This window comes from Spirillospora sp. NPDC127506 (assembly GCF_040302145.1).
Classification (GTDB): Bacteria; Actinomycetota; Actinomycetes; order Streptosporangiales; family Streptosporangiaceae; genus Spirillospora.
In genome coordinates, this window is record NZ_JBEORG010000041.1 from 1 (window position 1) to 25,036 (window position 25,036).

General features: G+C 73.5%; 26 protein-coding genes. 5 read left to right on the plus strand and 21 right to left on the minus strand.

All coding sequences use genetic code 11. The features are described from left to right. The 4 genes from ABTW95_RS29315 to ABTW95_RS29330 form a co-directional block, all read right to left on the minus strand. Positions 1-555 (minus strand): glycerate kinase (locus ABTW95_RS29315; protein WP_500227964.1); only part of this gene is annotated, 555 nt, incomplete at its 3' end. A 14-nt stretch (positions 556-569) separates the two neighbouring features. Beyond that, positions 570-1,460 carry a hypothetical protein gene (locus tag ABTW95_RS29320; RefSeq protein WP_396448697.1) on the minus strand — a complete coding sequence of 297 codons (891 nt, stop codon included), beginning with the start codon at positions 1,458-1,460 and terminating at the stop codon, positions 570-572. Then, positions 1,457-2,533, minus strand: coding sequence for a S66 peptidase family protein (locus ABTW95_RS29325; protein WP_396448696.1), 1,077 nt, complete (start codon positions 2,531-2,533; stop codon positions 1,457-1,459). The genes ABTW95_RS29320 and ABTW95_RS29325 overlap by 4 nt, the downstream gene beginning before the upstream one ends. A gap of 91 nt (positions 2,534-2,624) precedes the next feature. Further along, entirely contained in the window at positions 2,625-3,392 is a 768-nt protein-coding gene (locus ABTW95_RS29330; RefSeq protein WP_500227965.1) for an SIR2 family NAD-dependent protein deacylase, read from the minus strand. 134 nt (positions 3,393-3,526) lie between these two features. On the opposite strand from ABTW95_RS29330, the gene ABTW95_RS29335 reads away from it, so the two are divergent. After that, a complete protein-coding gene (locus tag ABTW95_RS29335; RefSeq protein ID WP_396448694.1) occupies positions 3,527-4,489 on the plus strand; it encodes a sulfotransferase family protein in 963 nt (320 codons plus the stop codon). A gap of 4 nt (positions 4,490-4,493) precedes the next feature. Here ABTW95_RS29335 and ABTW95_RS29340 read toward each other — a convergent pair whose 3' ends face one another. Continuing rightward, complete coding sequence (locus ABTW95_RS29340; RefSeq protein WP_396448724.1) at positions 4,494-6,449, minus strand: ABC transporter ATP-binding protein; 1,956 nt, start codon at positions 6,447-6,449, stop codon at positions 4,494-4,496. Positions 6,450-6,712: 263 nt separating this feature from the next. Between ABTW95_RS29340 and ABTW95_RS29345 the strand changes: the two genes are divergently transcribed. Continuing rightward, positions 6,713-8,635 (plus strand): Xaa-Pro dipeptidyl-peptidase, encoded by a 1,923-nt coding sequence (locus ABTW95_RS29345; protein ID WP_396448693.1) that lies wholly within the window; start codon positions 6,713-6,715, stop codon positions 8,633-8,635. A gap of 52 nt (positions 8,636-8,687) precedes the next feature. Here ABTW95_RS29345 and ABTW95_RS29350 read toward each other — a convergent pair whose 3' ends face one another. From ABTW95_RS29350 to abc-f, 3 genes are all read right to left on the minus strand, one after another. After that, a complete protein-coding gene (locus tag ABTW95_RS29350) occupies positions 8,688-9,518 on the minus strand; it encodes an enoyl-CoA hydratase/isomerase family protein (protein ID WP_500227966.1) in 831 nt (276 codons plus the stop codon). Between the two features lie 172 nt (positions 9,519-9,690). Further along, entirely contained in the window at positions 9,691-9,903 is a 213-nt protein-coding gene (locus ABTW95_RS29355) for a helix-turn-helix domain-containing protein (protein ID WP_021596738.1), read from the minus strand. A gap of 116 nt (positions 9,904-10,019) precedes the next feature. After that, positions 10,020-11,618, minus strand: a complete 1,599-nt coding sequence (abc-f, locus tag ABTW95_RS29360; protein WP_396448691.1) for a ribosomal protection-like ABC-F family protein — start codon at positions 11,616-11,618, stop codon at positions 10,020-10,022. 333 nt (positions 11,619-11,951) lie between these two features. On the opposite strand from abc-f, the gene ABTW95_RS29365 reads away from it, so the two are divergent. After that, a complete protein-coding gene (locus tag ABTW95_RS29365; RefSeq protein ID WP_396448690.1) occupies positions 11,952-12,749 on the plus strand; it encodes a VOC family protein in 798 nt (265 codons plus the stop codon). A gap of 65 nt (positions 12,750-12,814) precedes the next feature. Here ABTW95_RS29365 and ABTW95_RS29370 read toward each other — a convergent pair whose 3' ends face one another. From ABTW95_RS29370 to ABTW95_RS29380, 3 genes are read right to left on the minus strand one after another with little or no spacing between them, the layout of a single operon-like run. After that, positions 12,815-13,576, minus strand: coding sequence for an AIM24 family protein (locus ABTW95_RS29370; protein WP_396448688.1), 762 nt, complete (start codon positions 13,574-13,576; stop codon positions 12,815-12,817). 3 nt (positions 13,577-13,579) lie between these two features. Continuing rightward, on the minus strand, positions 13,580-14,233 hold the full coding sequence (locus ABTW95_RS29375; protein ID WP_396448686.1) for an AIM24 family protein: 654 nt from the start codon (positions 14,231-14,233) through the stop codon (positions 13,580-13,582). Continuing rightward, a complete protein-coding gene (locus tag ABTW95_RS29380) occupies positions 14,233-14,871 on the minus strand; it encodes an AIM24 family protein (protein ID WP_396448685.1) in 639 nt (212 codons plus the stop codon). Before ABTW95_RS29380 ends, ABTW95_RS29375 begins: the two co-directional genes overlap by 1 nt. A gap of 68 nt (positions 14,872-14,939) precedes the next feature. Between ABTW95_RS29380 and ABTW95_RS29385 the strand changes: the two genes are divergently transcribed. Continuing rightward, positions 14,940-15,335, plus strand: coding sequence for an ABC transporter permease (locus ABTW95_RS29385; protein ID WP_396448684.1), 396 nt, complete (start codon positions 14,940-14,942; stop codon positions 15,333-15,335). A gap of 42 nt (positions 15,336-15,377) precedes the next feature. Here the strand turns inward: ABTW95_RS29385 and ABTW95_RS29390 are convergent, their stop codons facing one another. Both ABTW95_RS29390 and ABTW95_RS29395 read right to left on the minus strand, forming a co-directional pair. Beyond that, a complete protein-coding gene (locus ABTW95_RS29390; protein ID WP_396448683.1) occupies positions 15,378-16,055 on the minus strand; it encodes a response regulator in 678 nt (225 codons plus the stop codon). Beyond that, entirely contained in the window at positions 16,052-17,263 is a 1,212-nt protein-coding gene (locus tag ABTW95_RS29395) for a sensor histidine kinase (protein ID WP_396448682.1), read from the minus strand. Before ABTW95_RS29395 ends, ABTW95_RS29390 begins: the two co-directional genes overlap by 4 nt. A gap of 123 nt (positions 17,264-17,386) precedes the next feature. Between ABTW95_RS29395 and ABTW95_RS29400 the strand changes: the two genes are divergently transcribed. After that, entirely contained in the window at positions 17,387-17,956 is a 570-nt protein-coding gene (locus ABTW95_RS29400; RefSeq protein WP_396448681.1) for a hypothetical protein, read from the plus strand. Between the two features lie 383 nt (positions 17,957-18,339). On the opposite strand, the gene ABTW95_RS29405 is transcribed toward ABTW95_RS29400, so the two are convergent. Genes ABTW95_RS29405 through ABTW95_RS29440 form a run of 8 tightly spaced genes read right to left on the minus strand, consistent with a single transcriptional unit; the run spans position 18,340 to position 24,994 of the window. After that, entirely contained in the window at positions 18,340-18,666 is a 327-nt protein-coding gene (locus ABTW95_RS29405) for a metal-sulfur cluster assembly factor (protein ID WP_396448680.1), read from the minus strand. Next, positions 18,663-19,121, minus strand: a complete 459-nt coding sequence (sufU, locus tag ABTW95_RS29410) for a Fe-S cluster assembly sulfur transfer protein SufU (protein ID WP_396448679.1) — start codon at positions 19,119-19,121, stop codon at positions 18,663-18,665. The genes ABTW95_RS29405 and sufU overlap by 4 nt, the downstream gene beginning before the upstream one ends. Before the next feature lie 42 nt (positions 19,122-19,163). Further along, positions 19,164-20,471, minus strand: coding sequence for a cysteine desulfurase (locus ABTW95_RS29415; protein ID WP_396448677.1), 1,308 nt, complete (start codon positions 20,469-20,471; stop codon positions 19,164-19,166). Then, positions 20,468-21,232, minus strand: a complete 765-nt coding sequence (gene sufC / locus ABTW95_RS29420; protein WP_396448676.1) for a Fe-S cluster assembly ATPase SufC — start codon at positions 21,230-21,232, stop codon at positions 20,468-20,470. Before sufC ends, ABTW95_RS29415 begins: the two co-directional genes overlap by 4 nt. A 27-nt stretch (positions 21,233-21,259) precedes the next feature. Beyond that, a complete protein-coding gene (locus ABTW95_RS29425; protein ID WP_396448674.1) occupies positions 21,260-21,613 on the minus strand; it encodes a non-heme iron oxygenase ferredoxin subunit in 354 nt (117 codons plus the stop codon). Continuing rightward, positions 21,610-22,746: a Fe-S cluster assembly protein SufD gene (gene sufD, locus ABTW95_RS29430; protein WP_500227967.1), complete on the minus strand. Its 1,137-nt coding sequence runs from the start codon at positions 22,744-22,746 to the stop codon at positions 21,610-21,612. Before sufD ends, ABTW95_RS29425 begins: the two co-directional genes overlap by 4 nt. Next, positions 22,746-24,158, minus strand: a complete 1,413-nt coding sequence (gene sufB, locus ABTW95_RS29435; protein WP_500227968.1) for a Fe-S cluster assembly protein SufB — start codon at positions 24,156-24,158, stop codon at positions 22,746-22,748. Before sufB ends, sufD begins: the two co-directional genes overlap by 1 nt. Further along, the gene (locus tag ABTW95_RS29440) at positions 24,155-24,994 is read right to left on the minus strand and encodes a helix-turn-helix transcriptional regulator (RefSeq protein WP_500227969.1); all 840 of its coding nucleotides are present in this window, start codon (positions 24,992-24,994) and stop codon (positions 24,155-24,157) included. The genes sufB and ABTW95_RS29440 overlap by 4 nt, the downstream gene beginning before the upstream one ends. Positions 24,995-25,036: the final 42 nt, after the last annotated feature.

Here is a 25,036-nt window from a genome sequence, read left to right on the forward strand (position 1 = left end):
GGGGCCGCCGCCGGCCGCCGGGGGGGCGGGGTCCGGGGGGGGCGGGGGGGCGCCCCCCCCCCCGCCCGGCGGCAGCTCCTCCCCCGCGGCGTCCAGGAAGCGGACGCCGAGGGCCCGCAGCAGGCCCGCGCCGCCGTCGGTGCTGGCGCTGCCGCCGACGCACACCAGCACGTCGCGCGCCCCGCGCCGCACCGCGTCGGCGATCAGCTCGCCGGTGCCGGTGGTGGCGGCGTTCATCGGGTCCGGCGGGACGTCCTCGACCAGCGGCAGCCCGGACGCGGCGGCCAGCTCCACCACCGCGGACCGGCCGTCGCCGGACAGCGCGTAGCGGGCCTTGACCGGGCGCCCCAGCGGGTCGGTTGCGGCGACCTCGACCGCGGCGCCGCCGCGGGCGCGCAGGAAGCAGTCGAGGGTGCCCTCGCCGCCGTCCGCCATCGGCACGGCGGCCACCTCCGCGTGCGGCGCCCCCCGGCGCACCCCCGCCTCCACCGCGGCGCAGACCTCGACGGCCGACAGGCTGCCCTTGAACGAGTCGGGCGCGACGACCACCCGCATGGCCCGCGGCATGGTCAGTGCTCGGCGGCCAGGGTCGCGAGGACGGAGGCGAACTCCTCCGGCAGCACCATCGTGTCGCCCTCGTAGCGGGTCTCCAGGAGGGTCAGCTCGCCGGCGCGCCACCAGTACAGGTGCGGGCTGAGGGAGCCGGGGCCCTCCTCGTAGGCGCGGTGCGCCTGCGCCTGCAGCTCGGTCGCCGCCGCCACGGCCGCGCGGTAGCGCGCCCTCGGGTGCCCTTCGGCGATGCGGAGCGGGTGGGCGACGATGAGGCTGCGGTTCGGCGCGATGACCAGCGCCCCGTACGGGCCGATCGGGAGGTACTCCTCCAGCCAGGCCAGGTGCGTGACGGCGTAGAACGTCCAGCCGTGCAGGACCGACACGCGGACGCCGCCGAGGTCCTGCTCGTCCATCTGCAGGGGCCCGTCGGCGCGGACGTTTGCGCGGCCGAGCATGAACAGCGCGTCGCCGGAGACCGGCCAGCCGTTCATCTCCTCGGTCGTGACTGTCCGCACGGTGGTGGGGGTGTCGACGACGACGGCCTCGATCAGGCCCGGCGCGAACGGCCGGGCGGCGAGCATGCCGTTGTCGGCCTCCGCCGGGTAGATGCGGGTGCGCAGCAGGTGCTGGGCGAGGTCGAAGTCGCTGAGGTCGAGCGGCTCCTCGATCGCGGTGACGATGGTGGTGACGTGGTCGGACACCAGCGCCGGCCAGTCGTCGCGCGGCACCAGCCGGGCGAGCTGCCGCAGGTCGCGCAGGCTGACGTGCAGCCGGTTCGCGCCCTCCAGCAGCATCACCTCGCCGGGCGCGCGGGTGCAGCGGTAGCCGAGGCTCTCGGCGACCAGTACGAGCAGCGAATCGAGGGTCCCGTCGTCCCAGGGTTCGGGACGGGCATGGCGGCCGCTCATCGCGCACCTCCCGGGGGCGCTTCGAGGGTGAGCGCGCCGGGTTCCGGCACGGCGGGGTGCGGATCTCGCGGGGAGACGGTGAGCACGGCGGGTGCGCCGAGTTCGAGGGTGAGCTGGCGCGGGCCGTGCCCGGCGGGGACGCCCGCGAGGACGGGGACGCCGAGCGGGCCGAGCCGGGCGGCGAACACCGACTCCAGCTCGGCGGGGTCGCCGCAGTCGCGCCAGGAGCCGAGCGCCACGCCGGCCGCGCCGTCGAACCAGCCGGCCTGGAGGAGCTGGACGAGCATCCGGTCGACCCGGTAGGGCGCCTCGGTGACGTCCTCCAGGAACACGATGCGGCCCTCCGCGGGCGGCGGGGCGTAGGGGGTGCCGAGCAGCGCCGTGAGGAGCGAGAGGGTGCCGCCGGTGACCGGGCCCTCCGCGCGCCCCGGCCGCAGGGCGCGCGTGCCGGGGAGGACGACGGGGCCGCCGAAGAGCGCGGCGCGCAGGGCGGCGAGCGTGGCGCCGTCCGGCTCGGGCTCGGCGAGGGCGCCGGCGGGCATCGGGCCGAAGGACGTCGTGACTCCCAGGCGCGTTCCAAAAGCGGCGTGCAGCGCGGTGATGTCGCTCGACCCGTGCAGGATCTTCGGCTCGGCGACGTCGGCCGCGGCGGCCAGCGCGTCCCAGTCGAGGTGGTCGAGGACGCGGGTCGCGCCGTAGCCGCCCCGGGCGCAGACCACCGCGCGGACGCGCGGGTCGCACCAGGCGTCCTGCAGGTCGGCGGCCCGGTCGGCGTCGCTGCCGGCCAGCCGGTGCCAGTCGTCGCGGACGGGCCCGGGAGCCCCGAGGTTGACACGGTCGAAGGCGTGCTTGCCGACCACCGCGTCAAGGCCGAGACCGCGCAGCGCGGCGCAGCCGGCCTCCAGCCGGGCGGGCTCCGCCGGACCGCTCGGCGCGATCACCGCGACCCGGTCACCCGGCCGCAACCGCCCGTACCTGCGGGTCTCGCGGGCACGGCCGCGGCCGCCGGGCACGCCGACGGCGGGCGCGGCAGGCGGCCCCTCGGCCGTCTCCGCGCGGGCGCCCCCGCTCATCAACCCGATCCCTCCTCGCACCGCGACGGATAGAGCTTGTCAGGATCCGGTCGCCAGTGGAAGAGGCGACTGGTCACGACCCGCCAACAGATCATCTCGCCGTGCCGAGCGCGAGGCCGGCGAGGCGCGGCAGCGTCTCGCCGATCGGCCGCCTGAGCACCGCGTCGGCCAGCCCATCGTACGGCGTCTCCTCCGCGTTGATGATCACCAGCCGGGCGCCGTGGTCGACCGCCTCCAGGCACAGCCCCGCGGCGGGCTGCACGGTCAGCGAGGTGCCGACGGCCAGGAACAGGTCGCAGGAGCGGGCGGCGGCGACCGCCGCGTCGAGGACGTCCGGGTCGAGGGCCTGCCCGAAGGAGATCGTCGCGGACTTCTGCACGCCGCCGCACTCGGCGCAGGGCGGGTCGTCCTCGCCGGCGTCGACGCGGGCGAGGACCTCCGGCATCGGGGTGCGCAGGCCGCAGGACAGGCAGACCGCCTCTCGCATGGTGCCGTGGATCTCGATGACCTTGGCGTCGGACGACCCGGCGCGCTGGTGCAGCCCGTCGATGTTCTGGGTGATCAGGGCGCGCAGCCGGCCGGCCCGCTCCAGCTCGACGAGCGCGGCGTGCGCGGCGTTCGGCTCGGCGTTCCACAGGGGGTGGTCGCGGCGGGACCGCCAGGCGCGCCGCCGCACCTCGGGGTCGGCGAGGTAGGCGCCGATCGTGGACATCGCCTCCGCCGACGGGTCCTTGGTCCAGACGCCCTGCGGGCCGCGGAAGTCGGGGATCCCGCTGTCGGTGGAGATCCCGGCGCCGGTCAGCACGGTGATCGCCTCGACCTTGGGCAGGAGCTCGGCGAGCGTCAGGGGAGCGTCCACCCTCACATGGTAGGCGCCGCCGCGGGGTGGGCCCGCGGCCGCCGCGCGCCGCGGTTAACGGATGGGTATCGGGCGGGCCCTTACGGGGAGTCACGGACCGACCAGCCCTCAAAAGGTGACAAACTGTGCCGCGTATGAGGTCGACGCCGCACATCCTGGTGGTCAACGGCACCAAGGTCCGCCGCCCGGTGTTCATCCTGGGGGCTCCGCACTCGGGTGCGGAGCAGCTGGCGCGCGCGGTCAAGCGGTCCCCCGGCTTCCACCTGACCATCGGGCGCCCCGGCGTGCTGCGCGTCACCTACGCGTTCGCGCGGCAGCCCTCCATCGCGACCGAGCGCGGCAAGGGCGCGGCGCGGGTGCTGCGGGACGCCTTCGCCGAGGCGTGGCAGATCTCGGCCCGGGGCTGCGCGCAGTGCCCGGACGAGTGCCGCGAGCCGGCCGGGCTGCCGCCGCGCCCGCCCGCCCCGCCCGGACGCCCGGCGCCCGAGGCCGACCTCGCGGAGCCGTGCGCGGACCCGCAGGGCCTCGAACGGTTCGCCGACGCCTCCCCCGACCTGATCTACAGCGCCGACGTGCTGCTGGACGCCTTCCCCGACGCCCAGCTCGTCCAGGTGATCCGGGACGGGCGGGACGCGGTCGCCGACATGCTGGACGACGAGCGCTGCCTCGCCTGGTTCAAGCCGGGCCTGGCCAACCTGGACACGGTGTTCCCCAACCCCTTCCTCGGCGTCGAGGACCACACCGACCGGAACCGCTGGCCGCGCGCGGCGGCCGCGGTGAAGTGCGCGCTGCGCTGGCGCGGCTCGGTGCGGCTCAGCGCGCGGCTCCGCCGGCAGATCCCCGAGGAGCAGCTGCTCACCGTCCGCTACGAGGAGCTGGTGGCGCGGCCGCGGGCCGTCGCCGCCGGGCTGTCGGAGTACCTGGACGCGCGGATCCCGAAGACGGCGTTCTCCGGCCTGGTCAGGGCGGGCGACGCGAACGACGGCGGGGTCGGGTCGTGGCGCGACCGGCTCACCCCGCGGCAGGCCGCCCAGGTCGAGAAGGTCGCCGGGACCGAGCTGCGGCGGCTCGGCTACCGGACCGGCCAGGACGCCTGACCGGCTACTCGGCGCCCAGCGGCTCGGTCTGCCGCTCCCCGTCCCGCTGGTGGGAGAACTGGGTGCGGTACAGCTCGGCGTACAGGCCGCCCGCCAGCAGCAGGTCCTCGTGCCGGCCGCGCTCTGCGACCCGGCCGTCCTCGACCACCAGGATCTGGTCGGCCTCCCGGATCGTGGACAGCCGGTGCGCGATCACCAGCGACGTCCGGCCCGCGAGGGCGGTGCGCAGTGCCCGCTGCACGGCCGCCTCGGACTCGGAGTCCAGGTGCGCGGTCGCCTCGTCCAGCACCACCACCGACGGCGCCTTCAGCAGCAGCCGCGCGATCGCGAGGCGCTGCTTCTCGCCGCCCGACAGCCGGTAGCCGCGGTCGCCGACGACGGTGTCCAGGCCGTCCGGCATCCCGGCGATGAGACCGCCGATGTGCGCGGCCTCCAGGGCCGCGAGGATCTCCTCGTCGGTGGCGTCCGGGCGGGCGTAGCGCATGTTCTCCCGGATCGAGTCGTGGAACAGGTGCGCGTCCTGGCTGACCACGCCGATCTCGGCGCGCAGCGACTCCAGCGTCACGTCGCGGACGTCGACGCCCCCGACGCGCACGGCGCCGCCGGACACGTCGTACAGCCGCGACACCAGGTGCGTGATCGTCGACTTGCCCGCGCCGGACGGCCCGACGAGCGCGACGAGCTGCCCGGGCTCGGCGCGGAAGTCGACGTCGTGCAGGACCTCCCGGCCGGGTGCGGTGTCGGTGCGGGCGATCGACTCCAGCGACGCCAGCGACACCTCGTCCGCGGACGGGTAGGCGAACCGGACGTGGTCGAACTCGATCGACGGCGCCCGCACCGGCGCCCCGGCGGGGGCGGCCGGCTTCGCGAGGTCCGGGGCCCCGGCGCGCGCCTCCCCCAGCGGGCGGGCGTCCTCGCGGTCGCGGATCAGCGGCTTGAGGTCGAGCACCTCGAAGACCCGGTCGAAGCTGACGAGCGCGGTCATGACGTCCACGTGCACGTTCGACAGCGCGGTCAGCGGCCCGTACATCCGGGTCAGCAGGGTGGCGAGCGCGACGAGCGTGCCGAGCTGGAGGGTGTCGTCCACGACGAGGTAGCCGCCGACGCCGTACACCATGGCGGTGGCGAGCGCCGCGACCAGCGTCAGCGCGGTGAAGAAGACCCGCCCGTACATGGCGGAGACGACGCCGATGTCGCGGACGCGGGCGGCGCGGCCGGAGAAGTTCCGCTCCTCCTCGGCGGGCCGCCCGTACAGCTTGGCGAGCATCGCGCCGGCGACGTTGAACCGCTCGGTCATCAGCGAGCCCAGCTCGGCGTCCAGCACCATCTGCTCGCGGCTGACCCGCTGCAGGCGCTTGCCGACCCACTTCGCCGGCAGGATGAAGATCGGGAGCAACAGCAGCGCGATCAGCGTGACCTGCCACGACAGGAACAGCATCGTGGCCAGCACCAGGGCCAGGCTGATGACGTTGGACACCACCGACGACAGCGTGGTGGTGAGGGCGCGCTGCGCGCCGATCACGTCGTTGTTGAGGCGGCTGACGAGCGAGCCCGTCTGCGCCCGCATGAAGAACGCGACGGGCTGCCGCTGGACGTGCGCGAAGACCTGGCTGCGCAGGTCGTAGATGAGCCCCTCGCCGATGCGCGCCGAGAACCAGCGCTGCGCGAGGCCGAGCACCGCCTCGACGAACGCCAGCCCCGCGACGGCGGCGGCGAGCCAGAGCACGACGTCCTGCCGGCCCGGCACGATGCCGCTGTCGATGATCGACTTCAGCAGCAGCGGGTTGGCGACGACGATCACCGCGGCCAGCGCGTTCAGCACCAGGAAGATCACCAGCTCGCGGACGTACGGGCGGGCGTACCCGGCGATGCGCCGGACCGTGCCGGGCTTGAGCTTCTGCTGGGTGACGGAGCTGTCCCTGCGGAACGAGGCCATCACCTGCCAGCCGTTGCCTGGCATTCCCACATCTGCCTCCGCTGCGTCCACGCCCCGACGCCGTCGCCATCGAGGTAATCAAGTAAGCATCTCAGTATCCGGCCCGCACAACGCCGCCCCGCCCACGGGGCTTCCCCGCTCCGCTCACGGCGTAATCGCGCCGTCCGCGGCGCGGGATCGTGCCGTCCGCGGCGCCGGATCGCGCCCGTGCGCGGCCCTGGACAACCCCCGGCGCCGGTGTAAGTGTGATCGGCGTTCCCAGGCTCACACCCCCCAGGAGCCCACAAATGAGACGACGCCTCCCCGGCGGCGGCGCCGGCGTGATCACCCTCACCGCCGCGCTGCTCGCCGCGGCCGCGCTCCCAGCGTCGGCGAACGCCCCCACCGGGGCCGCCGCACCGGTCCACGAGGTCACCGTCAGGAACGGCGAGACGCAGCCGGTGTTCTCCCGCGCCGACGCCGTCACCCAGACCGTGAACATCGAGACGGCGGCCGACAGCGACCGCGACGGGGTCCGCGACCGCGTGCAGATGCGGATCATGCGCCCCAAGGAGACCGAGACGGCCGGCCTCAAGGTCCCGACGATCCTGGAGCCCAGCCCCTACTGGGCCGGCATCAACGACGTCCCCAACCACCCCGTCGACATCGGCGACGCGGCGCGGCACGCGCTGACGAGCACGCAGCGGAACCTCGCCGAGATCTTCCCCGGCTACTACGACAACTACTTCCTGCCGCGCGGGTACGCCGTCGCCGACCTCGACAGCATCGGGACGGGCGGCTCGACCGGCTGCCCCACGTCCGGGGACCGCAGCGAGCAGGCGGGCGCCAAGGCGGCGGTGGACTGGCTGAACGGCCGCGCCCGCGGCTGGGCGCCGGACGGCACCCCGGTGAAGGCGGCCTGGTCGACCGGGAACGTCGGCATGATCGGCCAGTCCTACGACGGGACGCTGCCGAACATGGCCGCCGCGACCGGCGTCGAGGGCCTGAAGGCGATCGTCCCGATCGCCGGGATCTCCAGCTGGTACGACTACTACCGCGCGGGCGGCGGCGTCGTCGCGCCCGGCGGCTTCCAGGGCGAGGACCTCGACGTCCTGGCCAGGGCGGTGCTGACGCGGCGGAACCCGGAGGTCTGCACCGAGATCATCGATGGGATCGAGGCGGCCCAGGACCGCGAGACCGGCGACTACTCCAAGGTGTGGGCCGAGCGCGACTACGTCGGGCAGGCGCGGAAGGTGCGCGCCGCCGTCATGGTCGTGCACGGGCTCAACGACTGGAACGTCAAGATCAAGAACTCGGTGCAGTGGTGGAACGCCCTGAAGAAGGCGGGCGTGCCGCGGAAGCTGTGGCTGCACCAGGGCGACCACTCGACGCCGTTCCGGTGGCGGGTCGAGGAGTGGCTGCGGCAGACGCTGCACTGGTTCGACCGGTACCTCTACGGCATCCGCAACGGGATCGAGCACGAGCCGCGGGTCGACGTGCAGCGCGCGGACGGGACGTGGGAGACGGCGCGCGACTGGCCCGTCCCGGGCACCCGCACCGTCCCGCTGAGCCTGAACGCCGGGCCGTCCGGTCAGCCGGGCGCCCTCGGCCTCCGCCCCCGCCCCGGTGACGCGCAGTCGTTCACGGACGAGGGCAGGACCCGGACCGCCGAGCAGCTGCTCGCCGGCGAGGACGCGGCCGACCCGAACCGGCTCGCCTACCTGACCGGGCCGCTGCCGTCCCCCGTCCGGATCGACGGCGTCCCGTCGGTCTCGCTGCGGGCCTCGCTCGACGGCCGGTCGCCGTACCTGACCGCGCTGCTCGTCGACTACGGCACCGACGCCCGCCCCACGGGCGCCCGCGTCGACACCGGCGAGCGGGTCTGCTACGGCCAGAGCGCGCCCGGCGACTCCGGCTGCACGACCCGGCAGGCGCTGCGGACCGAGACCGCCCCCTTCAAGATCATCACGCGGGGGTGGCTGGACGCCCGGAACCGGCACGGCTTCAGCCGGACGGAGCCGATCGAGGCCGGGAAGACCTACACGTTCCGGTGGCGGCTCGAACCCGCCGACTACACCGTGAAGGCCGGCCACCGGCTCGGCGTGATCCTGCTGTCGACCGACTACGACTACACGCTGCGCTACCCGGCCGGGACCGAGGTCGCCGTCCGGCCCGGCGTCAGCCGGGTGCTGCTGCCGCTGGCGCGCGGCGGCCGCGGCGCGCTGAAGTAGCGCGCCGCCGAGGCGCGGGAAGGGGCGGGCCGGCGGCCCGCCCCTTCTCCGGTCACCTGCCGAACATCTCGCGGAGGCGGCCGATCTGCTCGCGGCGCTCGGCGGCGCACTGCTCCTCAAGGGTGTTCTCGGCGGCCTCCCACAGCAGCCGCTTGGTCGCCACGGCCGCGCCCGGGTTCACCGCCAGCAGCGACGCCACCAGGTCGCGGACGGCGCCGTCCAGGCCGTCGCGCGGGACGACGATCTCGGCGATGCCGAGCCGGGCCGCCTCGTCGGCGGGCACGGTCCGCGCCGTCAGGCACAGCTCCAGCGCGCGCCCGATGCCGACGATCTCCACCAGCGGCTTGGTGCCGGTCAGGTCGGGGACGAGCCCGAGCGCCGGCTCCTTCATGCAGAACTTGGCGTCGTCGGCGGCCACCCGGATGTCGCAGGCCAGCGCGAGCTGGAAGCCGCCGCCGATCGCGTGCCCGTGCACGGCCGCGACCGTGACGATCTCGGGGCGCCGCAGCCAGGTGTAGCCCTCCTGCAGTTCCGCGATGAAGCGGTCGGTGGCCTCGGCGTCCGAGCCGTCGGCGAAGCCCTCGCCGTCTCCGGAGAACATGCCGAGGTCGATGCCCGCCGAGAAGCACGGGCCCTCGCCGCGCAGGACGACGACGCGCACGCCCGCGGGGAGGGAGCGGCCGATCGCGGCGAGGCCGCGCCAGGTGTCGAACGTCATGGCGTTGCGCCGCTCGGGCCGGTTCAGGGTGACGGTCGCGAGGGCGCCGTCCACCTCCAGCCGCAGCCCGGCCTTCGCCAGCTCCGCCCCGCCCGGCGGCTCCGCCCCGCCCGGACCGGTGCCCTCGCTGACCGCTTCCGGCCGTCCCGTCGTCGCGTCCCCCACTGGTATTCCTCTCGATGAGCGTGCCCGCGCCGGTGCGGCGGGAGCATGGCGGGCCCGCCCCGCCGTCCACGGGGCGGGACCCGCTCGCCCGGTCCGCCGCCGCGACCGAACCCTACTCGGTCGGCCGCGGCGCCGGATCAGGCGGTGCGCTCATCCGGGGGCAGGGGTCCGGTCAGGACTTCTTGCCCCGGGTCGCGCCACCGCGACCGCGCAGGTTGACGCCGGACTCGGTCAGAATCCGGTGGATGAAACCGTACGAGCGGCCGGTGGCGGCTGCCAGGGCGCGGATGCTCTCGCCGGAGTCGTACCTCTTCTTCAGGTCCGCCGCCAGCTTGTCGCGCTCGGCACCGGTCACGCGGGTGCCCTTCTTAAGGGTCTCGGCCACGAGTACCTCCCGTAGTGATGTGGTGACCGCTGCGTTATCCCCCGCCATGATCAGTCATTCCCGGCTGTTCGGCTACCCACTCGGCCAGAAAAGATCTGCGGAAGTCACCTCGCAGGTCACGCGAGCGCCACCAGATCGGCAAACTCGTCACTCCAGATGTCTTCCACACCATCGGGCAGCAAAATCACTCTTTCCGGCGCGAGCGCCTCGACCGCCCCCTCGTCGTGGGTCACCAGGACGATGGCCCCGGCGAACGTCCGCAGGGCGCCGAGGATCTCCTCGCGGCTCGCCGGGTCGAGGTTGTTGGTGGGCTCGTCCAGGAGCAGAACGTTCGCGCTGGACACCACGAGCATCGCCAGCGCCAGCCGGGTCTTCTCGCCGCCGGACAGGACGCCCGCGGGCTTGTCGACGTCGTCGCCGGAGAACAGGAACGAGCCGAGGATCTTGCGGACCTCGACCGGCGCCATGCCGGGCGCCGCCGACTGCATGTTCTCCAGGACGGACCGGTCGACGTCCAGCGTCTCGTGCTCCTGGGCGTAGTAGCCGATCCGCAGGCCGTGCCCGGCCACGACCCTGCCGGTGTCGGGCTCGTCGATGCCCGCGAGCAGGCGCAGCAGCGTGGTCTTGCCCGCGCCGTTCAGGCCGAGCACGACGACGCGGCTGCCCCGGTCGACGGCCAGGTCCACGTCGGTGAAAATCTCCAAAGATCCGTACGATTTCGACAAACCCTCCGCGGTGAGGGGGGTTCTGCCGCACGGGGCCGGGTCCGGGAAGCGGATCTTGGCGACCTTGTCGGCCTGCCGCTCGCCCTCCACGCCCGCGAGCAGCCGCCGGGCGCGCCGATCCATCTGCTGGGCCGCCTTCGCCTTGGTCGCCTTCGCGCGCATCTTGTCGGCCTGCGACAGCAGCGCCGACGCCTGCCGCTGCGCGTTGGCCGACTCGCGCTTGCGGCGCCGCTCGTCCGTCTCCCGCTGGTCGAGGTACTTCTTCCAGCCGACGTTGTAGATGTCGATCACGCAGCGGTTCGCGTCCAGGTGGAACACCCGGTTGACGACCGCGTCCAGCAGCTCCACGTCGTGGCTGATCACCACGAGGCCGCCCTGGTGGCCCTTCAGGAAGTCGCGGAGCCAGACGATCGAGTCGGCGTCCAGGTGGTTGGTCGGCTCGTCCAGCAGCAGGGTGTCGGCGCCGGAGAACAGGATGCGGGCCAGCTCCACCCGGCGCCGCTGCCCGCCCGACAGCGTCCCGAGGGGCTGGGTCATCACCCGGTCCGGCAGGCCGAGGCTGGAGGCGATCGACGCCGCCTCTGCCTCCGCCGAGTAGCCGCCGAGCACGTGCAGCCGCTCCTCCAGCCGCCCGTACCGGCGGACGGCCCTGTCGCGCTCGGCGCCGGTCGCGGCCGCCATGGCGTCCTCGGCGGCGCGCAGCTCGCGGATCACCTCGTCCAGCCCGCGGGCCGACAGGATCCGGTCGCGGGCCAGCTCGTCCAGGTCGACGCCGCGCGGGTCCTGCGGCAGGTAGCCGATCGTGCCGGAGGACGTCACGGCGCCCTGCGCGGGCAGCGCCTCCCCGGCCAGCACCTTGGTGAGGGTCGTCTTGCCGGCGCCGTTGCGCCCCACGAAGCCGACCCGGTCGCCGGGGTTCACCCGGAACGTGGCGGCCTCGATCAGCAGCCGGGACCCGGCGCGCAGCTCGATGTCTTTCGCGATGATCACAGTGACAGGGCTCCCCTGACGGACGGCTCGGTGGACAGGCGCACGAAACGGCGCGCCGCGCGGCCTCGCAGGCCGCTGGCGCGCCGGGCGCACTGTCAGTTCGGGAGCTGAACCATCCGCCCAGTGTACGTGAGGCCGGGCGGCGCTCCGCCGTCCCAGGGCGGCGGGAGGGCCCTGCGGGACGGGGCCGGAGGGCGCGGGCCGGTCCCGGCCATGCCGATCCCGTGCGGCGGCGATGTGTGAACGGCCCTCCGGGGGCCAGGATGAGGGTGGCGGCGTGCGGCGGATCGGCATCCGGGACCGGTGGTCCCGGCACGAAGGAGTGTGAGTCGGATGACCCAGGTCACGGGCAACGCGCCGGACGGGACGCCGAACTGGCTCGACATCGGCGTCCCCGACCTGGAGCGGGCCAAGACGTTCTACGGGACGCTCCTGGGCTGGCAGTTCCAGGACACCGGCCCCGAAGGGGGCCACTACAACATGTGCACGCTGCGCGGCGAGCCCGTCGCCGGGATGGCGCCGAACCCCGACGACCGGCCCGCCCGCTACTGGTGGACCGTCTACTTCGCCACCGGCGACTGCGACGGGCTGATCAAGCGCGCCGCCGACGCCGGCGGGGAGGTCGTCGTCCCCGCCATGGACGTGATGGACCAGGGCCGCCTGGCGATCCTGAAGGACCCGGTCGGAGGCCAGTTCGGCCTGTGGCAGGGGCAGGCCCACCCCGGCTCCCGGATCGTCGACGAGCCGGGGTCGTTCACCTGGAACGAGCTCTTCGCGCCCGACGCCGGGCCGGCCCGCGACTTCTACACCGCGGTGTTCGGCTACGAGCTGGAGCAGATCCCGGGCGGGCTGGACTACACCGTGCTGCGCCGGGCGGGCGACGGCCGCTACATCGGCGGCATCCTCGGCGGCGAGGGCCTCGTCCTCGGCGGCGGCGGGGACCCGGTCGCCTCATGGCTCACCTACTTCGCGGTCGACGACCCCGACGAGGCGGCCCGCAAGGTCCGCGCCGGAGGCGGCACCGTGGACGAGGAGCCGGTGGACACCCCGTACGGGCGCATCGCCACCGTCCGCGACCCGTTCGGGGTGCCGTTCCGCGTGATGAGGCCGGCGCCCCAGCCCTCGTCGTGACGGCGCTCCGGGGGCCCGGCGCGCCGCCGGGCCCCCGGAGGCGCGCCCCGGCCCGGGTCGCGGGGTCAGCCCTGCCGCTCGGCGGCGAGCCGCTGCCCGATCGTCCGGTGCAGCCGCTGCAGGCCGGACGTGCCGACCAGGCCGATCTGCCCTTCGAGGTCGCGCAGCAGGACGTCCTCGTTCATCACGGTCTCCGACGACTGCATCAGCACGGTGCCCTGGCCGGTGAAGTCGAACTGGTGCTCCTCGCCGGACTGGCCGCCGATCCCGAACACCATGCGCGCCGCGCCGAACGCCCCGCGCATGTAGGAGTGGTCGTAGTGGTGGCAGGGCGACGGGCAGTCGGCCCAGCCGAGCAGCGCCTGCGGGTCGACCCGGATCGGCGGCTCGACGAAGTGGACGGGCCCGTTGGAGGCCGCCACGAACCGCCCCGTGCCGATCAGCGTCAGGAACCCCGGGATGATCGACTGCTTGAGCTCCAGGCCCGGCTCGAACGCCAGCAGGTTCCCGGCGCGGACGGTGAGGTTGCCGTCCTCCAGGTCGTAGGAGTTGACGTCGTAGCCCCGGTCGGCGAGGAGGAGCTTGCCCTGCCCCTGCGCGACGATCCAGTCCTGCGCGTACAGCGGAGAGTTGAACGTGTGCGCGACGAGGGAGTCCAGGGGCCCCGCCGACAGCGCCTCGAACCTGATCTGCCCGTAGTAGGCGATCATCTTGCCCTTCTGCGCGAACCACTGCCCGTTGAGGTCGACGCTGAAGGCGTAGGAGTTGACGTTGTCGTTGGACGGGAGCGTGTACGGGTTCCAGGTCTGCGTGCCGAACGTGCTCACGGGTCAGATCTTCCTCTCGCTGGCCTGGACGTAGACGACACCGGAGCCGCTCAGCTCCAGCTGGAACCCCTCGCCGGAGCCGCGCCCGATCATGTCGCGCAGCCCGACCGCCGTGGTCAGCCTGTTCTGCACCTGGCCGCGGTGGGCCACGTAGGCCTGCGGGTCGACGTGGACGGGGCGCTGCGGGGTGATCGGCATCTCCATCACGCCCCCGTGCGACAGCAGCGCGCAGGAGCCCTGCCCGGTGAGCGTCGTGGTGAACAGGCCCTGCCCGGTGACCGCGCCGCGGACGATGCCGCGCACACCGCCCTGCTCGCCCATGAACATCGTCCCGACCTGGAGGGTCGCGTCGTGCACCAGCAGCCGGTCGGCCTCGGCGTACAGGGTGTCGGCGCCGTTCAGGTCGACGACGGTGACCTCCAGCCCGCGGTGCCCGAACATGACGGTGCCCTGCCCGGTCACGTGCATCATCGCGCTGCGCTCGCCGGCGACCGCGCGCCCGATCGTGCCGCCGATGCCCTGCCCGGCCGTCGCGGTCGGGGCGAACGACACGGCCCCGGTGTAGGCGAGCATCGCGCCGCGCTTGCTGTAGACCTCCCGCCCCGGCCCGATCGGCACCTGGAGCATCTTGGAGTTGATCGACTGGTATCCGGGCATCAGATCTCCAGAATCCCGCCGCGCTCGGCCGGCTGGACGTACACCAGCCCGTGCCCCTGGTACCGGAACTGCACGCTCTCCCCCGATCCCTGGCCGATCACCGTCCGCCAGTTGACGTCGGTGACCACGTCCTGCTGGAGCTGCCCGTGATGGCAGACGTAGGCGTGCGGGTCGACGCACAGCGGCGTCTGCGGCGTCACCTCCAGCGCGATGGCCGGGCCGTCGGACAGCACCGCGACCGTCCCGTGCCCGTCCACCTTCGTGGTGGCGAGGCCCTGCCCGGTGCCCATGCCCCGCAGCCCCACGAACTGGACGCCCGTCTGCAGGTTCCCGTCGAGGGCCAGCAGGCTCTCCGACTCCACGAACAGGGTGTCGCCGGTGAGCTGGACGAGCGTGACCTCCGTCGCCTCGCTCGCCAGGTACACCGTGCCCTGCCCGGTGACCTCCATGAGGGTCATGCCCTCGCCCGCGATGCGCCGTTTGAGGGCGCCCCGCAGCCCCTCGCCGCCCGTCATGCCCTGCCGCTTGAACGACATCTGGCCCTCGTAGGCGACCATGGAGCCGTTCAGCGCCCTGATGGTCTCGCCGGCGAGGTCGACGGCGAGCATCTTCGAGCCGTTCAATCGAAATTGCGCCACGAAGCGAGAAGATACAGCCCGGCGCGTTGCCGGTCCCGCTCGCGCGCACATCGGGAAGGATGAGCATCATGTGGATCGCTCCCGAACGCCGCAGTCTCAGCCGGTGGGCCGTGCCAGGGCTCGTCCTGGGCGCCGGTGTGGTGGTCGGGGCCGTGCTGGCCGCCGAAGGTCGGTCCGGGACGGCCCTCATCGCGCTGGCCGCGCTCACCGGGTACGCCCTGTACCTGGGCTACCGGCGCAACGAGCCGGCGCTGCCGATCAGCGACGGGTTCGGGTCCGGCACCCGGGCCCGCGCGCACCTGCGCGCCGCCGCGACGACCGGCGACGTGCTGACCGTCGCGGTCGTCGGCGCCCTCGTCGTGCAGGCGCTGCGCGGCGCCGACATCACCGCCTACGCGTGGCTGGCGGCCCTGGCCGGCGTCACGTACCTGATCGCCGCCCTGGCCGGCGCCCGCAGTCTCTGACCGCCGCACCGGGAGCGCCGCGCTGAGAGCACCGCAGCGCGATCAGCGCGGCCCCGGCGGGCCCTCGGATGGATCACGCCCGGAAAGTCCGGTGGCGGCCATTTCCTGGGCGAGGATGGCCGCCTGCACGCGGCCGGCCAGCCCGAGCTTGCCGAGGATGCGGCTGACGTGCGTCTTGGTGGTCGTCTCGGCCATGTCGAGGCGGGCCGCGATCTGCCCGTTCGACAGGCCCTCGCCCAGGCACGCGAACACCTCGCGCTCCCGGGGCGTCAGCTCGTCCAGGCCGGGCGCCTCCGCCGGCGCCGCCGGGCGGGACGCGAACGCAGCGATCAGCCGCCGGGTCACCCGCGGGGCGATGATGCCCTCGCCCGCCGCGACCGTCCGGACGGCCTCCACGAGCCCGTCGGCGTCCACGTCCTTCAGCAGGAAGCCGGCGGCGCCCGCGCGGAGCGCCCCGAACACGTACTCGTCCATGTCGAACGTCGTCAGCACCAGCACGTCGGTGAACCGGGCGATCTCCCGGGTGGCGCCGATGCCGTCCAGGCGGGGCATGCGGACGTCCATGAGCACCACGTCGGGGCGCAGCTCCCGGGCCAGCTCCACCGCGCGCAGCCCGTCCGCGGCCTCGCCGACGACCCGCACATCCGGCGCGCCGCGCAGGATCAGCACCAGGCCGGCCCGCACCGCCGCCTGGTCGTCGGCGACCAGCACCTCGATCATGGCGTCCTCTCCAGCTCCACGGGCAGCTCGGCGTGCACCCGCCACCGGCCGCCGTCCGGCCCCGCGTCGAACTCCCCGTCCAGCATCACCGCGCGCTCGCGCATCCCGACCAGCCCGCTGCCGCTGCCGGGGAGCCGGGAGCCGTCCCGGCCGAGCGGGCTGAGCACGTCGATCACCAGCCGCCGGCCGTACCGGACGCGGACCTCGGCGCGGCCCGGCCCGGCGTGCTTGAGCGCGTTCGTCAGCGACTCCTGGACGATCCGGTACGCGGCCAGCTCCACCGCCGCGGGCAGCTCCACCGGCTCCCCCGCGACCTCCAGGGAGGCCGACAGGTCCGACCGCGCGGTGTGCCGGACGAGCCGGTCCAGCTCGGCGAGCCGCGGCCGGGCGGCCGGGTCGGCGTCGCCGCCGTCGCGCAGCAGCCCGATCATCCGGCGCATCTCGGCGAGCCCCTGCACGCTGTTCTCCCGGATGACGCGCATGGACCGCTCGATCTCGTCCCGGTCCAGGTCGGGCACCCGCAGCACCGCCGAGGAGTGCAGCGCCACCGCGCTCAGATGGTTGGCGATCACGTCGTGCAGCTCGCGGGCCATCCGGGCCCGCTCGGCGGTCACCGCGGCGCGCCGGTCCAGCTCCGCCAGCCGCGCCACCTGCTCGGCCCGCTCGCGCTCGGCCTCGGCGCGGCGCCGCTCGGCCTCGGCCCGCCGCCGCTCCGCCTCCGCCCGGAACCGGTGCTCGCGGACGGCCATCGCGGTCAGCACCGGCGCCACCCAGACCAGTCCGGCGACCGCGCCCACCACCACGCCGACCGCGACGCCGCGCAGCGCGATCCCGACGCCCGCCGCCACCGCGAGCGACGCGAAGACCGTCGCCCCGAGCAGCCACTCCGCGGTCCGCCGCCGCCCGTACAGGCACGCCGCGTACAGCGCGTCCCCGTAGATCATCGCGGTGGCGATGCTCGGCCCGAGCGCCACGTCGGCGAAGTTGAACGGCGTCGCGAGCGCCAGCCCGGTCAGCGGCGCCGTCCGCCGCAGCAGCATCGCCGAGCACAGCCCGAGCAGCGGGACGAGGCGCACCCAGCGCGACGGGTCCCAGTCCGGCGACCAGGCCGAGTAGCCGTGCGCCGCCAGCATCAGCAGCCCGCCGGCGAGCGCGGCCACCGTGATCAGCGCGTCCTGGCGCGTGGTCGCCCGTCGGATCGGATGCACGGATACATCTCAGCATCCCCGCGGCCGTGCCTCGTCCGCCCGGGTGAGGACCCCGCGTACATCCTTCGGACGACCCGGAGAACGTCGCCGCGGACGACGATCCGCCGCCCCGCCGGGGGCACGATGGAACCCGTGCTCATCGCCGTCATCGCCGGCTGCGAGATCGGCTTCTGGATCGTCCTCGCCGCCGGCCTCGCCGCCCGCTACCCGCTGCGGCTGCGCCGCACCGGCGCGGCGCTGCTGATCTGCGTCCCGCTGGTCGACCTGGTCCTGCTGGCCGCCACCGCGATCGACCTGCGCGGCGGGGCGACCGCCGGCACCGGCCACGGCCTGGCCGCCGCCTACCTCGGCTACTCCGTCGCGTTCGGGCACAGCGTGGTCCGCTGGGCCGACGAGCGCTTCGCGCACCGCTTCGCCGGCGGCCCGCCGCCCCGCGGCAGGCCCGCGTACGGCGCCGCCCGCACCCGCTACGAGTGGCGCGAGTTCGGCAAGGCGGCCCTGGCGACCGCCATCGCCTGCGGCATCCTCCTCGCGATGATCGTCCTGGTGGACGACCCCGCCCGCACCGGGGCCCTCACCGCCTGGCTCGGCCGCCTGGGCGTCGTCCTGGCGATCTGGGCCATCTGGCCGGTCAGCCACACCCTCTGGCCGGCGAAACCGAAGGAGCGCGCAGACCGCGCGCCGCGAGAGTGACGATCGCCGCCGCCCGCGCCCCGAACGAGGCCGCCCGCCGCGCCACCAGCCCGGGATCGCTCCCGGGGAACGCGTCCATCACGCCGCCGCACCCCCCGTCAGCGCGTCCGCGCGGCCGAGCGGCGCCGGCGCAGGCGCGGCACCCGCCCGGCGTGACCCGCCCACGGGTCTGCCGGGGAGCGCGGCCGCCGGGTCGGGCGGCAGCGCGCGGCAGGACGGGTCCGGGGACTCCGGGGGTGCGGCCATCCTGGCTCCCTCCGCACGGGCGATCGCACAGCCGTCAAGAGCGTCGCATCGCGGCGCGCGCCGCGATGCGGGAACGCGCGCCGGCCGCGCCCCGCGGGCGGGGGCGCGGCCGGTGCGAGCGGTGCGAGCGGTGCGGGTCAGACGTTGAAGCCGAGGGCGCGGAGCTGGTCGCGGCCGTCGTCGGTGATCTTGTCGGGCCCCCACGGGGGGAGCCAGACCCAGTTGATCTTGACGTCCTTGACGATGCCCTCCAGGGCGCTGTGGGCCTGGTCCTCGATCACGTCGGTGAGCGGGCAGGCGGCGCTGGTGAGCGTCATGTCGATGGTGGCGACCTCGTCGTCCAGGTTGATCCCGTAGATCAGGCCGAGGTCGACGACGTTGATGCCGAGCTCGGGGTCGACGACGTCCTTGAGCGCCTCCAGGACCTCTTCCTCCTGGACCGTGGTACCGGGCGTGTCGGTCATGATGCCTCTCCGAGTGCGCGTGCGGTCGCGTCCTTCCACGCCATCCAGGCGAGCAGGGCGCATTTGATCCTGGCGGGGTACTTGGAGACCCCCGCGAAGGCGATGGCGTCCTCCAGGACGTCCTCGTCCGGCTCGACGTCCCGGCCGCGGGACTGCATCAGGGCCAGGAACTCCTCGCCGACCGCCATCGCCTCCTTCACGGACTTTCCGATGATCAGGTCGGACATCACCGAGGCGCTGGCCTGGCTGATCGAGCAGCCCATGGCGTCGTAGGACACGTCGGCGACCGTGGCGTCCTGGCCGTCGCCGTCGAGGTGGACGCGCAGCGTCACCTCGTCACCGCAGGTCGGGTTGACGTGGTGCGCCTCGCCCTCGAACGGCTCCCGCAGCCCCCTGTGGTGGGGGTTGCGGTAGTGGTCCAGGATGACCTCCTGGTACATCGCCTCCAGCTGCATGTCGTCCCTTCCAAGCCTTTTTCGCTACAACCGGCCCGCGCGTCAGTGTGTTCCGAAGAACTTCTGCGCGTGCCGTACCCCGTCGGCGAGCGCGTCCACGTCGGCGAGGGTGTTGTAGAGGTAGAACGTCGCGCGGGTGGTCGCCGGGATGCCGAAGCGCCGGCAGATCGGCCACGCGCAGTGGTGGCCGACGCGGACCTCGACGCCCAGGTCGTCCAGGACCTGGCCGACGTCGTGCGGGTGGATGTCCTCGACGGTGAACGACACCGCGCCGCCCCGCGCCTCGGTGGTGCCGGGGCCGATGACGCGGACGCCGGGGATCTCGCCGAGCCGCTCCAGGGAGTAGCCGACGAGGGCCTCCTCGTGGGCGTGGACGCGGTCCATGCCGATCTCGGCGAGGTAGTCGCACGCGACGCCGAGCCCGATCGCCTGCGCGGTCATCGGGACGCCCGCCTCGAACCGCTGCGGGGGCGGCATGAACGTGGTCTCCTCCATGTGGACGACCTCGATCATGGAACCGCCGGTGATGAACGGCGGCATGGCCTCCAGCAGCTCGCCGCGGCCCCACAGGACGCCGATGCCGGTCGGGCCGAGCATCTTGTGCCCGGAGAACGCCAGGAAGTCGGCGCCGAGCCCGGTCACGTCGACCGGCTGGTGCGGGACGGACTGCGCGGCGTCCAGCAGGACGAGCGCGCCGACCGCGTGCGCCCGCTCGGCGATCAGCTGGACCGGCGGGACGGTGCCGAGCACGTTCGACTGGTGCGTCAGCGCGACGATCTTGGTGCGCTCGTTGACCAGCTCGTCGAGCCCCTCCAGGTCGAGGCGGCCCTCGTCGGTGATGCCGAACCAGCGCAGCGTCGCCCCGGTGCGCAGGCAGAGCTGCTGCCACGGGACGAGGTTGGCGTGGTGCTCCATCTCCGACACCACGATCTCGTCGCCGGGGCCGACCGCGAACCGCTCGGCCTCCGGGCCCGCGGTCGCGGCGTTGCTCATCGCGTACGCGACGAGGTTGATGCCCTCGGTGGCGTTCTTGGTGAACACGATCTCGCCGGGCGTCGCGCCGATGAACCGGGCGATGGAGGCGCGGGCGTTCTCGTAGGCCTCCGTCGCCTCCTCGGCGAGCAGGTGCGCGCCGCGGTGCGGGGCCGCGTTGTGCCGCTCGTAGAACTCCCGCTCGGCGTCCAGCACCCGGAGGGGCTTCTGCGACGTCGCCCCCGAGTCGAGGTACACGAGCGGACGCCCGCCGCGGACCGTGCGGCCCAGCAGCGGGAAGTCCTTCTTCAGCTCCTCGGGGAGCAGGCCCGCCCCGGGCGGGGCCGCGGCCGCCCGGCCCGCCTCGCTCGCCGTCATAGGGACGCGCCCGCCTTCGCGTACTTCTCGTAGCCCTGCTCCTCCAGCTCGTCGGCCAGTTCCGGGCCGCCCTCGGCGACGACGCGGCCGGCGGCGAACACGTGCACGAAGTCGGGCTTCACGTACCGCAGGATGCGGGTGTAGTGGGTGATGAGCAGGACGCCCGTCTCACCGGAGGCGAACCGGTTCACGCCCTCGGAGACGACCTTGAGGGCGTCGACGTCGAGGCCGGAGTCGGTCTCGTCGAGGATGGCGACCTTCGGCTTGAGCATCTCCAGCTGCAGGATCTCGTGCCGCTTCTTCTCGCCGCCGGAGAAGCCCTCGTTCAGGCTGCGCTGCGCGAACGACGGGTCGATGGACAGGTTGTCCATCGCCGTCTTCATCTCCTTGGAGAACTCGCGGAGCTTCGGGGCCTCGCCGCGCACGGCGGTCACGGCCGAGCGCAGGAAGTTGGAGACGGACACGCCCGGCACCTCGACCGGGTACTGCATCGCCAGGAACAGCCCGGCGCGGGCGCGCTCGTCGACGGACATCGCGAGGACGTCCTCGCCGTCCAGCGTCACGGTCCCGGACGTCACCTCGTACTTGGGGTGACCGGCGACCGCGTAGGCCAGGGTGGACTTGCCGGAGCCGTTCGGCCCCATGAGCGCGTGGGTCTCGCCGGCCTGCACGGTCAGGTCGACCCCGCGCAGGATCTCCTTCGCCCCGTCGGAGCCGTCGCCGACGGAGACGTGGAGGTCGCGGATCTCTAGCGTGGCCATAGTGCGTGTGGTTCCTTCGTCGTGGGGTCAGTCGTCGCCGAGCGAGACGTAGACGTCCCCGCCCTCGACCTTGACCTTGTAGGTGGCGACCGGCTGCGTGGCCGGAGGGTTGGTGGGCTTGCCGCTGCGCAGGTCGAAGCAGGACCCGTGCAGCCAGCACTCGATCGTGCCGTCGTAGACCTCGCCCTCGGACAGCGAGACCTCGGCGTGCGTGCAGATGTCGTTGACGGCGTACACGTCCTCGCCGCTGCGCACGATGGCGATGGGCGTGTCGCCGACCTCGACGCCGAGCGCCCCGTCGGCGGGGACCTCGTCGAGCGCGCACACCTTCACGTACCCCTCCTGCGGGGTCGTGTTCCCGGATTTCGCGGTCTCGGTCATCGGGCGGCTCCCTGGTCCAGCTCTTCCTCAATGGCCTCGCGCACCTTGTCGCGGACCTCGGGGACCTCGATCCGCTCGACGAGCTGACCGAGGAAGCCCCGCACGACCATGCGCCGCGCCTCGTCGAAGGTGATGCCGCGCGCCTGCAGGTAGAACAGGTGCTGGTCGTCCAGCCGCCCGGACGCCGAGGCGTGCCCGGCGCCGGCGACCTCGCCGGTGAGGATCTCCAGGTTCGGCACCGAGTCGACCCGCGTCCCGTCGGTGAGGACGAGGTTGCGGTTCAGCTCGTAGGTGTCGGTGCCCTCCGCCTCCGCGCGGATGATCACGTCGCCGATCCAGACGGCGTGCGCGTCCTGGTCCTGCAGGGCGCCGCGGTAGTCGACGCGGCTGCGGCAGTGCGGGACGGCGTGGTCGACGAGAAGGCGGTGCTCCAGGTGCTGGCCGCCGTCGACGAAGTACACCCCGTACAGCTCGGCGTCGCCGCCGGGCGCGGCGTAGGCGACGGACGGCGAGATCCGCACGACGTCGCCGCCGAGCGAGATGTTGTGCGAGACGAACCGGGCGTCGCGGCCGAGCCGGGCGTGCTGGTGGGCGACGTGGACGGCGTCGTCCGCCCAGTCCTGCAGGCTGATCACCGAGAGGCGGGCGCCGTCGCCGACGACGAACTCGACGTTCTCGGCGTAGGTCGCCGAGCCGCGGTGCGTGAACACGACGGTGGCCTCGGCGAACGGCTCCACCACGACGGTGGTGTGGCCGTAGGCCGCGGCCGAGGCGTCCTCGCCGCGCCGCCGCAGGACGGTCGGCGCCGAGGCGACGGCCTCCTTCGGGACGGTCACGACGGTCGCGTCGGTGAAGGAGTTCCACGCCTGCGCGCTGACCCGGTCGGCGGGGACGTAGGCCCTGCCGAGGCGCGGGTCGTCGCGCCCGACGGTCTCGACGGCGGCCTCGGGCGCCGCCTCGACCTCCAGCAGCACCTTGCCGCCCTCCTGCGCGGTGCCCTTGTGCAGGCCGCGGAGGCGGCGCAGCGGGGTGAACCGCCACTCCTCCTCGCGGCCCGTCGGGACCTCGAAGTCGGCGACGTCGTAGGACGCCTTCTCGTGCAGCGTCGAGAGAGGCTTGGTGTCGAGCCCCATCAGCCGACGGCTCCTTCCATCTGCAGCTCGATGAGCCGGTTCAGCTCGAGGGCGTACTCCATCGGCAGCTCGCGCGCGATGGGCTCGACGAACCCGCGCACGATCATGGCCATCGCCTCGTCCTCGGTGAGGCCGCGGCTCATCAGGTAGAACAGCTGCTGCTCCGACACCTTGGAGACGGTCGCCTCGTGGCCCATCTCGACGTCGTCCTCGCGGACGTCGACGTAGGGGTAGGTGTCGGAACGGCTGATCTGGTCGACGAGCAGCGCGTCGCACTTGACCGTGGACTTGCTGTGCTCGGCGCCCTCCTGGATCTGCACCAGCCCGCGGTAGGACGTGCGGCCGCCGCCGCGCGCCACCGACTTGGAGATGATGCTGGACGAGGTGTTGGGCGCGGCGTGCACCATCTTGGCGCCGGCGTCCTGGTGCTGGTCCTCGCCCGCGAACGCGATCGAGAGGGTCTCGCCCTTGGCGTGCTCGCCGAGCAGGTAGACGGCCGGGTACTTCATGGTGACCTTGGAGCCGATGTTGCCGTCGACCCACTCCATGGTGGCGCCCTCGTAGGCGACGGCGCGCTTGGTCACCAGGTTGTAGACGTTGTTCGACCAGTTCTGGATGGTCGTGTAGCGGACGCGGGCGTCCTTCTTGACGATGATCTCCACGACCGCCGAGTGCAGCGAGTCCGACTTGTAGATCGGGGCGGTACAGCCCTCGACGTAGTGGACGTAGGAGCCCTCGTCGGCGATGATCAGCGTCCGCTCGAACTGGCCCATGTTCTCGGTGTTGATCCGGAAATAGGCCTGGAGCGGGATCTCCACGTGCACGCCCGGCGGGACGTACACGAACGAGCCGCCCGACCACACGGTGGTGTTCAGCGCGGCGAACTTGTTGTCGCCGACCGGGATCACCGAGCCGAAGTACTCCTGGAAGATCTCCGGGTGCTCGCGCAGGCCGGTGTCGGTGTCGACGAAGATGACGCCCTTCTCCTCAAGGTCCTCGCGGATCTTGTGGTAGACGACCTCCGACTCGTACTGCGCGGCGACGCCCGCGATGAGGCGCTGCTTCTCCGCCTCGGGGATGCCGAGCTTGTCGTAGGTGTTCTTGATGTCCTCCGGGAGCTCCTCCCAGGAGGACGCCTGCTGCTCGGTGGAGCGCACGAAGTACTTGATGTTGTCGAAGTCGATGTCCGAGAGGTCGGAGCCCCAGGTGGGCATCGGCTTCTTGTTGAACAGCCGCAGCCCCTTGAGGCGCAGGTCGAGCATCCATTCGGGCTCGTTCTTCTTGGCCGAGATGTCGCGGACGACGTCCTCGTTCAGGCCGCGGCGGGCCGAGGCGCCGGCCTCGTCGGGGTCGGCCCAGCCGAACTTGTACCTGTCGAGCCCCTCGAGCTCAGGGTGGGCTGCCGTAGTCATAGGGAGGTCCCTCCGGACTCCTCGTCACTGATCTGTGTGTGTTCGGGGGGATCCCCCGGGTCCCCCGCGTCCCCGCCGGGGGCGACGCTCGCGGCGGGATCGCCGGCCCCGTCGCCCCCGCACAGGGAGCGCGGGCTGACGTGGGTGGTGCAGATCCCGTCGCCGTGGGCGATCGTGGCCAGCCGCTGCACCGGGGTGCCTAGCAGCCGGCTGAACGCCTCGGTCTCGGCCTCGCACAGCTGCGGGAACTCCGCGGCGACGTGCGCGACCGGGCAGTGGTGCTGGCACAGCTGCTCGCCGCCGCCCGGCTGGGGGGCCTTCGCGGCGGCGGCCGCGTAGCCGTCGCCCGACAGGGCCTCGGCGAGCGTGCGGACCCGCTGCTGGGGCGGCGCCTCCTGCACCACGGGCCGGTACCGCTCCTCCAGGTCGGCGATCTGCCGCCGGGCGAACTCGGCGACGGCGCGGTCGCCGGCCTTCTCGGCCAGGAACCGCAGCGCGCTGCTCGCCAGGTCGTCGTAGGCGTGCACGAACGCGCTGCGCCCGGCGTCGGTGATGGCGAACCACTTGGCGGGGCGCCCCCGGCCGCGCCGGGTCTGCGGCACCCGCGCCTTGCGGACCTCGATCATGCCCTCGGCCAGCAGCGCGTCCAGGTGCCGGCGGATCGCGGCCGGCGTGAGGCCGACGCGTTCGCCCAGCGTGGACGCCGTGACCGGGCCGTGCTCGAGGATCAGCCGGGCCACCCGCGCGCGCGTGTCGCGCTCGGTGTGACCGGGAGCGGACGGCGCGCCGGACGGCCGCGCGGCGGCGGCCCCGGTGGTCGTCTGATCCTCGCTCACGTATTTCACAACATCAGTGTGCCGTAATTCCTTCCCGCAAAA

What these genes read in the sequence shown, in the direction of transcription:
- ABTW95_RS29390 (WP_396448683.1), bottom strand. Translation starts at nt 16,055, where the DNA reads ATGATCGAGGTGCTGGTCGCCGACGACCAGGCGGCGGTGCGGGCCGGC.
- sufB (WP_500227968.1), bottom strand. Translation starts at nt 24,158, where the DNA reads ATGACTACGGCAGCCCACCCTGAGCTCGAGGGGCTCGACAGGTACAAG.
- ABTW95_RS29400 (WP_396448681.1), top strand. Translation starts at nt 17,387, where the DNA reads ATGGAACCCGTGCTCATCGCCGTCATCGCCGGCTGCGAGATCGGCTTC.
- ABTW95_RS29345 (WP_396448693.1), top strand. Translation starts at nt 6,713, where the DNA reads ATGAGACGACGCCTCCCCGGCGGCGGCGCCGGCGTGATCACCCTCACC.
- sufC (WP_396448676.1), bottom strand. Translation starts at nt 21,232, where the DNA reads ATGGCCACGCTAGAGATCCGCGACCTCCACGTCTCCGTCGGCGACGGC.
- ABTW95_RS29335 (WP_396448694.1), top strand. Translation starts at nt 3,527, where the DNA reads ATGAGGTCGACGCCGCACATCCTGGTGGTCAACGGCACCAAGGTCCGC.
- ABTW95_RS29375 (WP_396448686.1), bottom strand. Translation starts at nt 14,233, where the DNA reads ATGCCCGGATACCAGTCGATCAACTCCAAGATGCTCCAGGTGCCGATC.
- ABTW95_RS29325 (WP_396448696.1), bottom strand. Translation starts at nt 2,533, where the DNA reads ATGAGCGGGGGCGCCCGCGCGGAGACGGCCGAGGGGCCGCCTGCCGCG.
- ABTW95_RS29365 (WP_396448690.1), top strand. Translation starts at nt 11,952, where the DNA reads ATGACCCAGGTCACGGGCAACGCGCCGGACGGGACGCCGAACTGGCTC.
- ABTW95_RS29405 (WP_396448680.1), bottom strand. Translation starts at nt 18,666, where the DNA reads ATGACCGACACGCCCGGTACCACGGTCCAGGAGGAAGAGGTCCTGGAG.
- ABTW95_RS29340 (WP_396448724.1), bottom strand. Translation starts at nt 6,449, where the DNA reads ATGCCAGGCAACGGCTGGCAGGTGATGGCCTCGTTCCGCAGGGACAGC.
- sufU (WP_396448679.1), bottom strand. Translation starts at nt 19,121, where the DNA reads ATGCAGCTGGAGGCGATGTACCAGGAGGTCATCCTGGACCACTACCGC.
- ABTW95_RS29320 (WP_396448697.1), bottom strand. Translation starts at nt 1,460, where the DNA reads ATGAGCGGCCGCCATGCCCGTCCCGAACCCTGGGACGACGGGACCCTC.
- ABTW95_RS29425 (WP_396448674.1), bottom strand. Translation starts at nt 21,613, where the DNA reads ATGACCGAGACCGCGAAATCCGGGAACACGACCCCGCAGGAGGGGTAC.
- ABTW95_RS29385 (WP_396448684.1), top strand. Translation starts at nt 14,940, where the DNA reads ATGTGGATCGCTCCCGAACGCCGCAGTCTCAGCCGGTGGGCCGTGCCA.
- sufD (WP_500227967.1), bottom strand. Translation starts at nt 22,746, where the DNA reads ATGGGGCTCGACACCAAGCCTCTCTCGACGCTGCACGAGAAGGCGTCC.
- ABTW95_RS29415 (WP_396448677.1), bottom strand. Translation starts at nt 20,471, where the DNA reads ATGACGGCGAGCGAGGCGGGCCGGGCGGCCGCGGCCCCGCCCGGGGCG.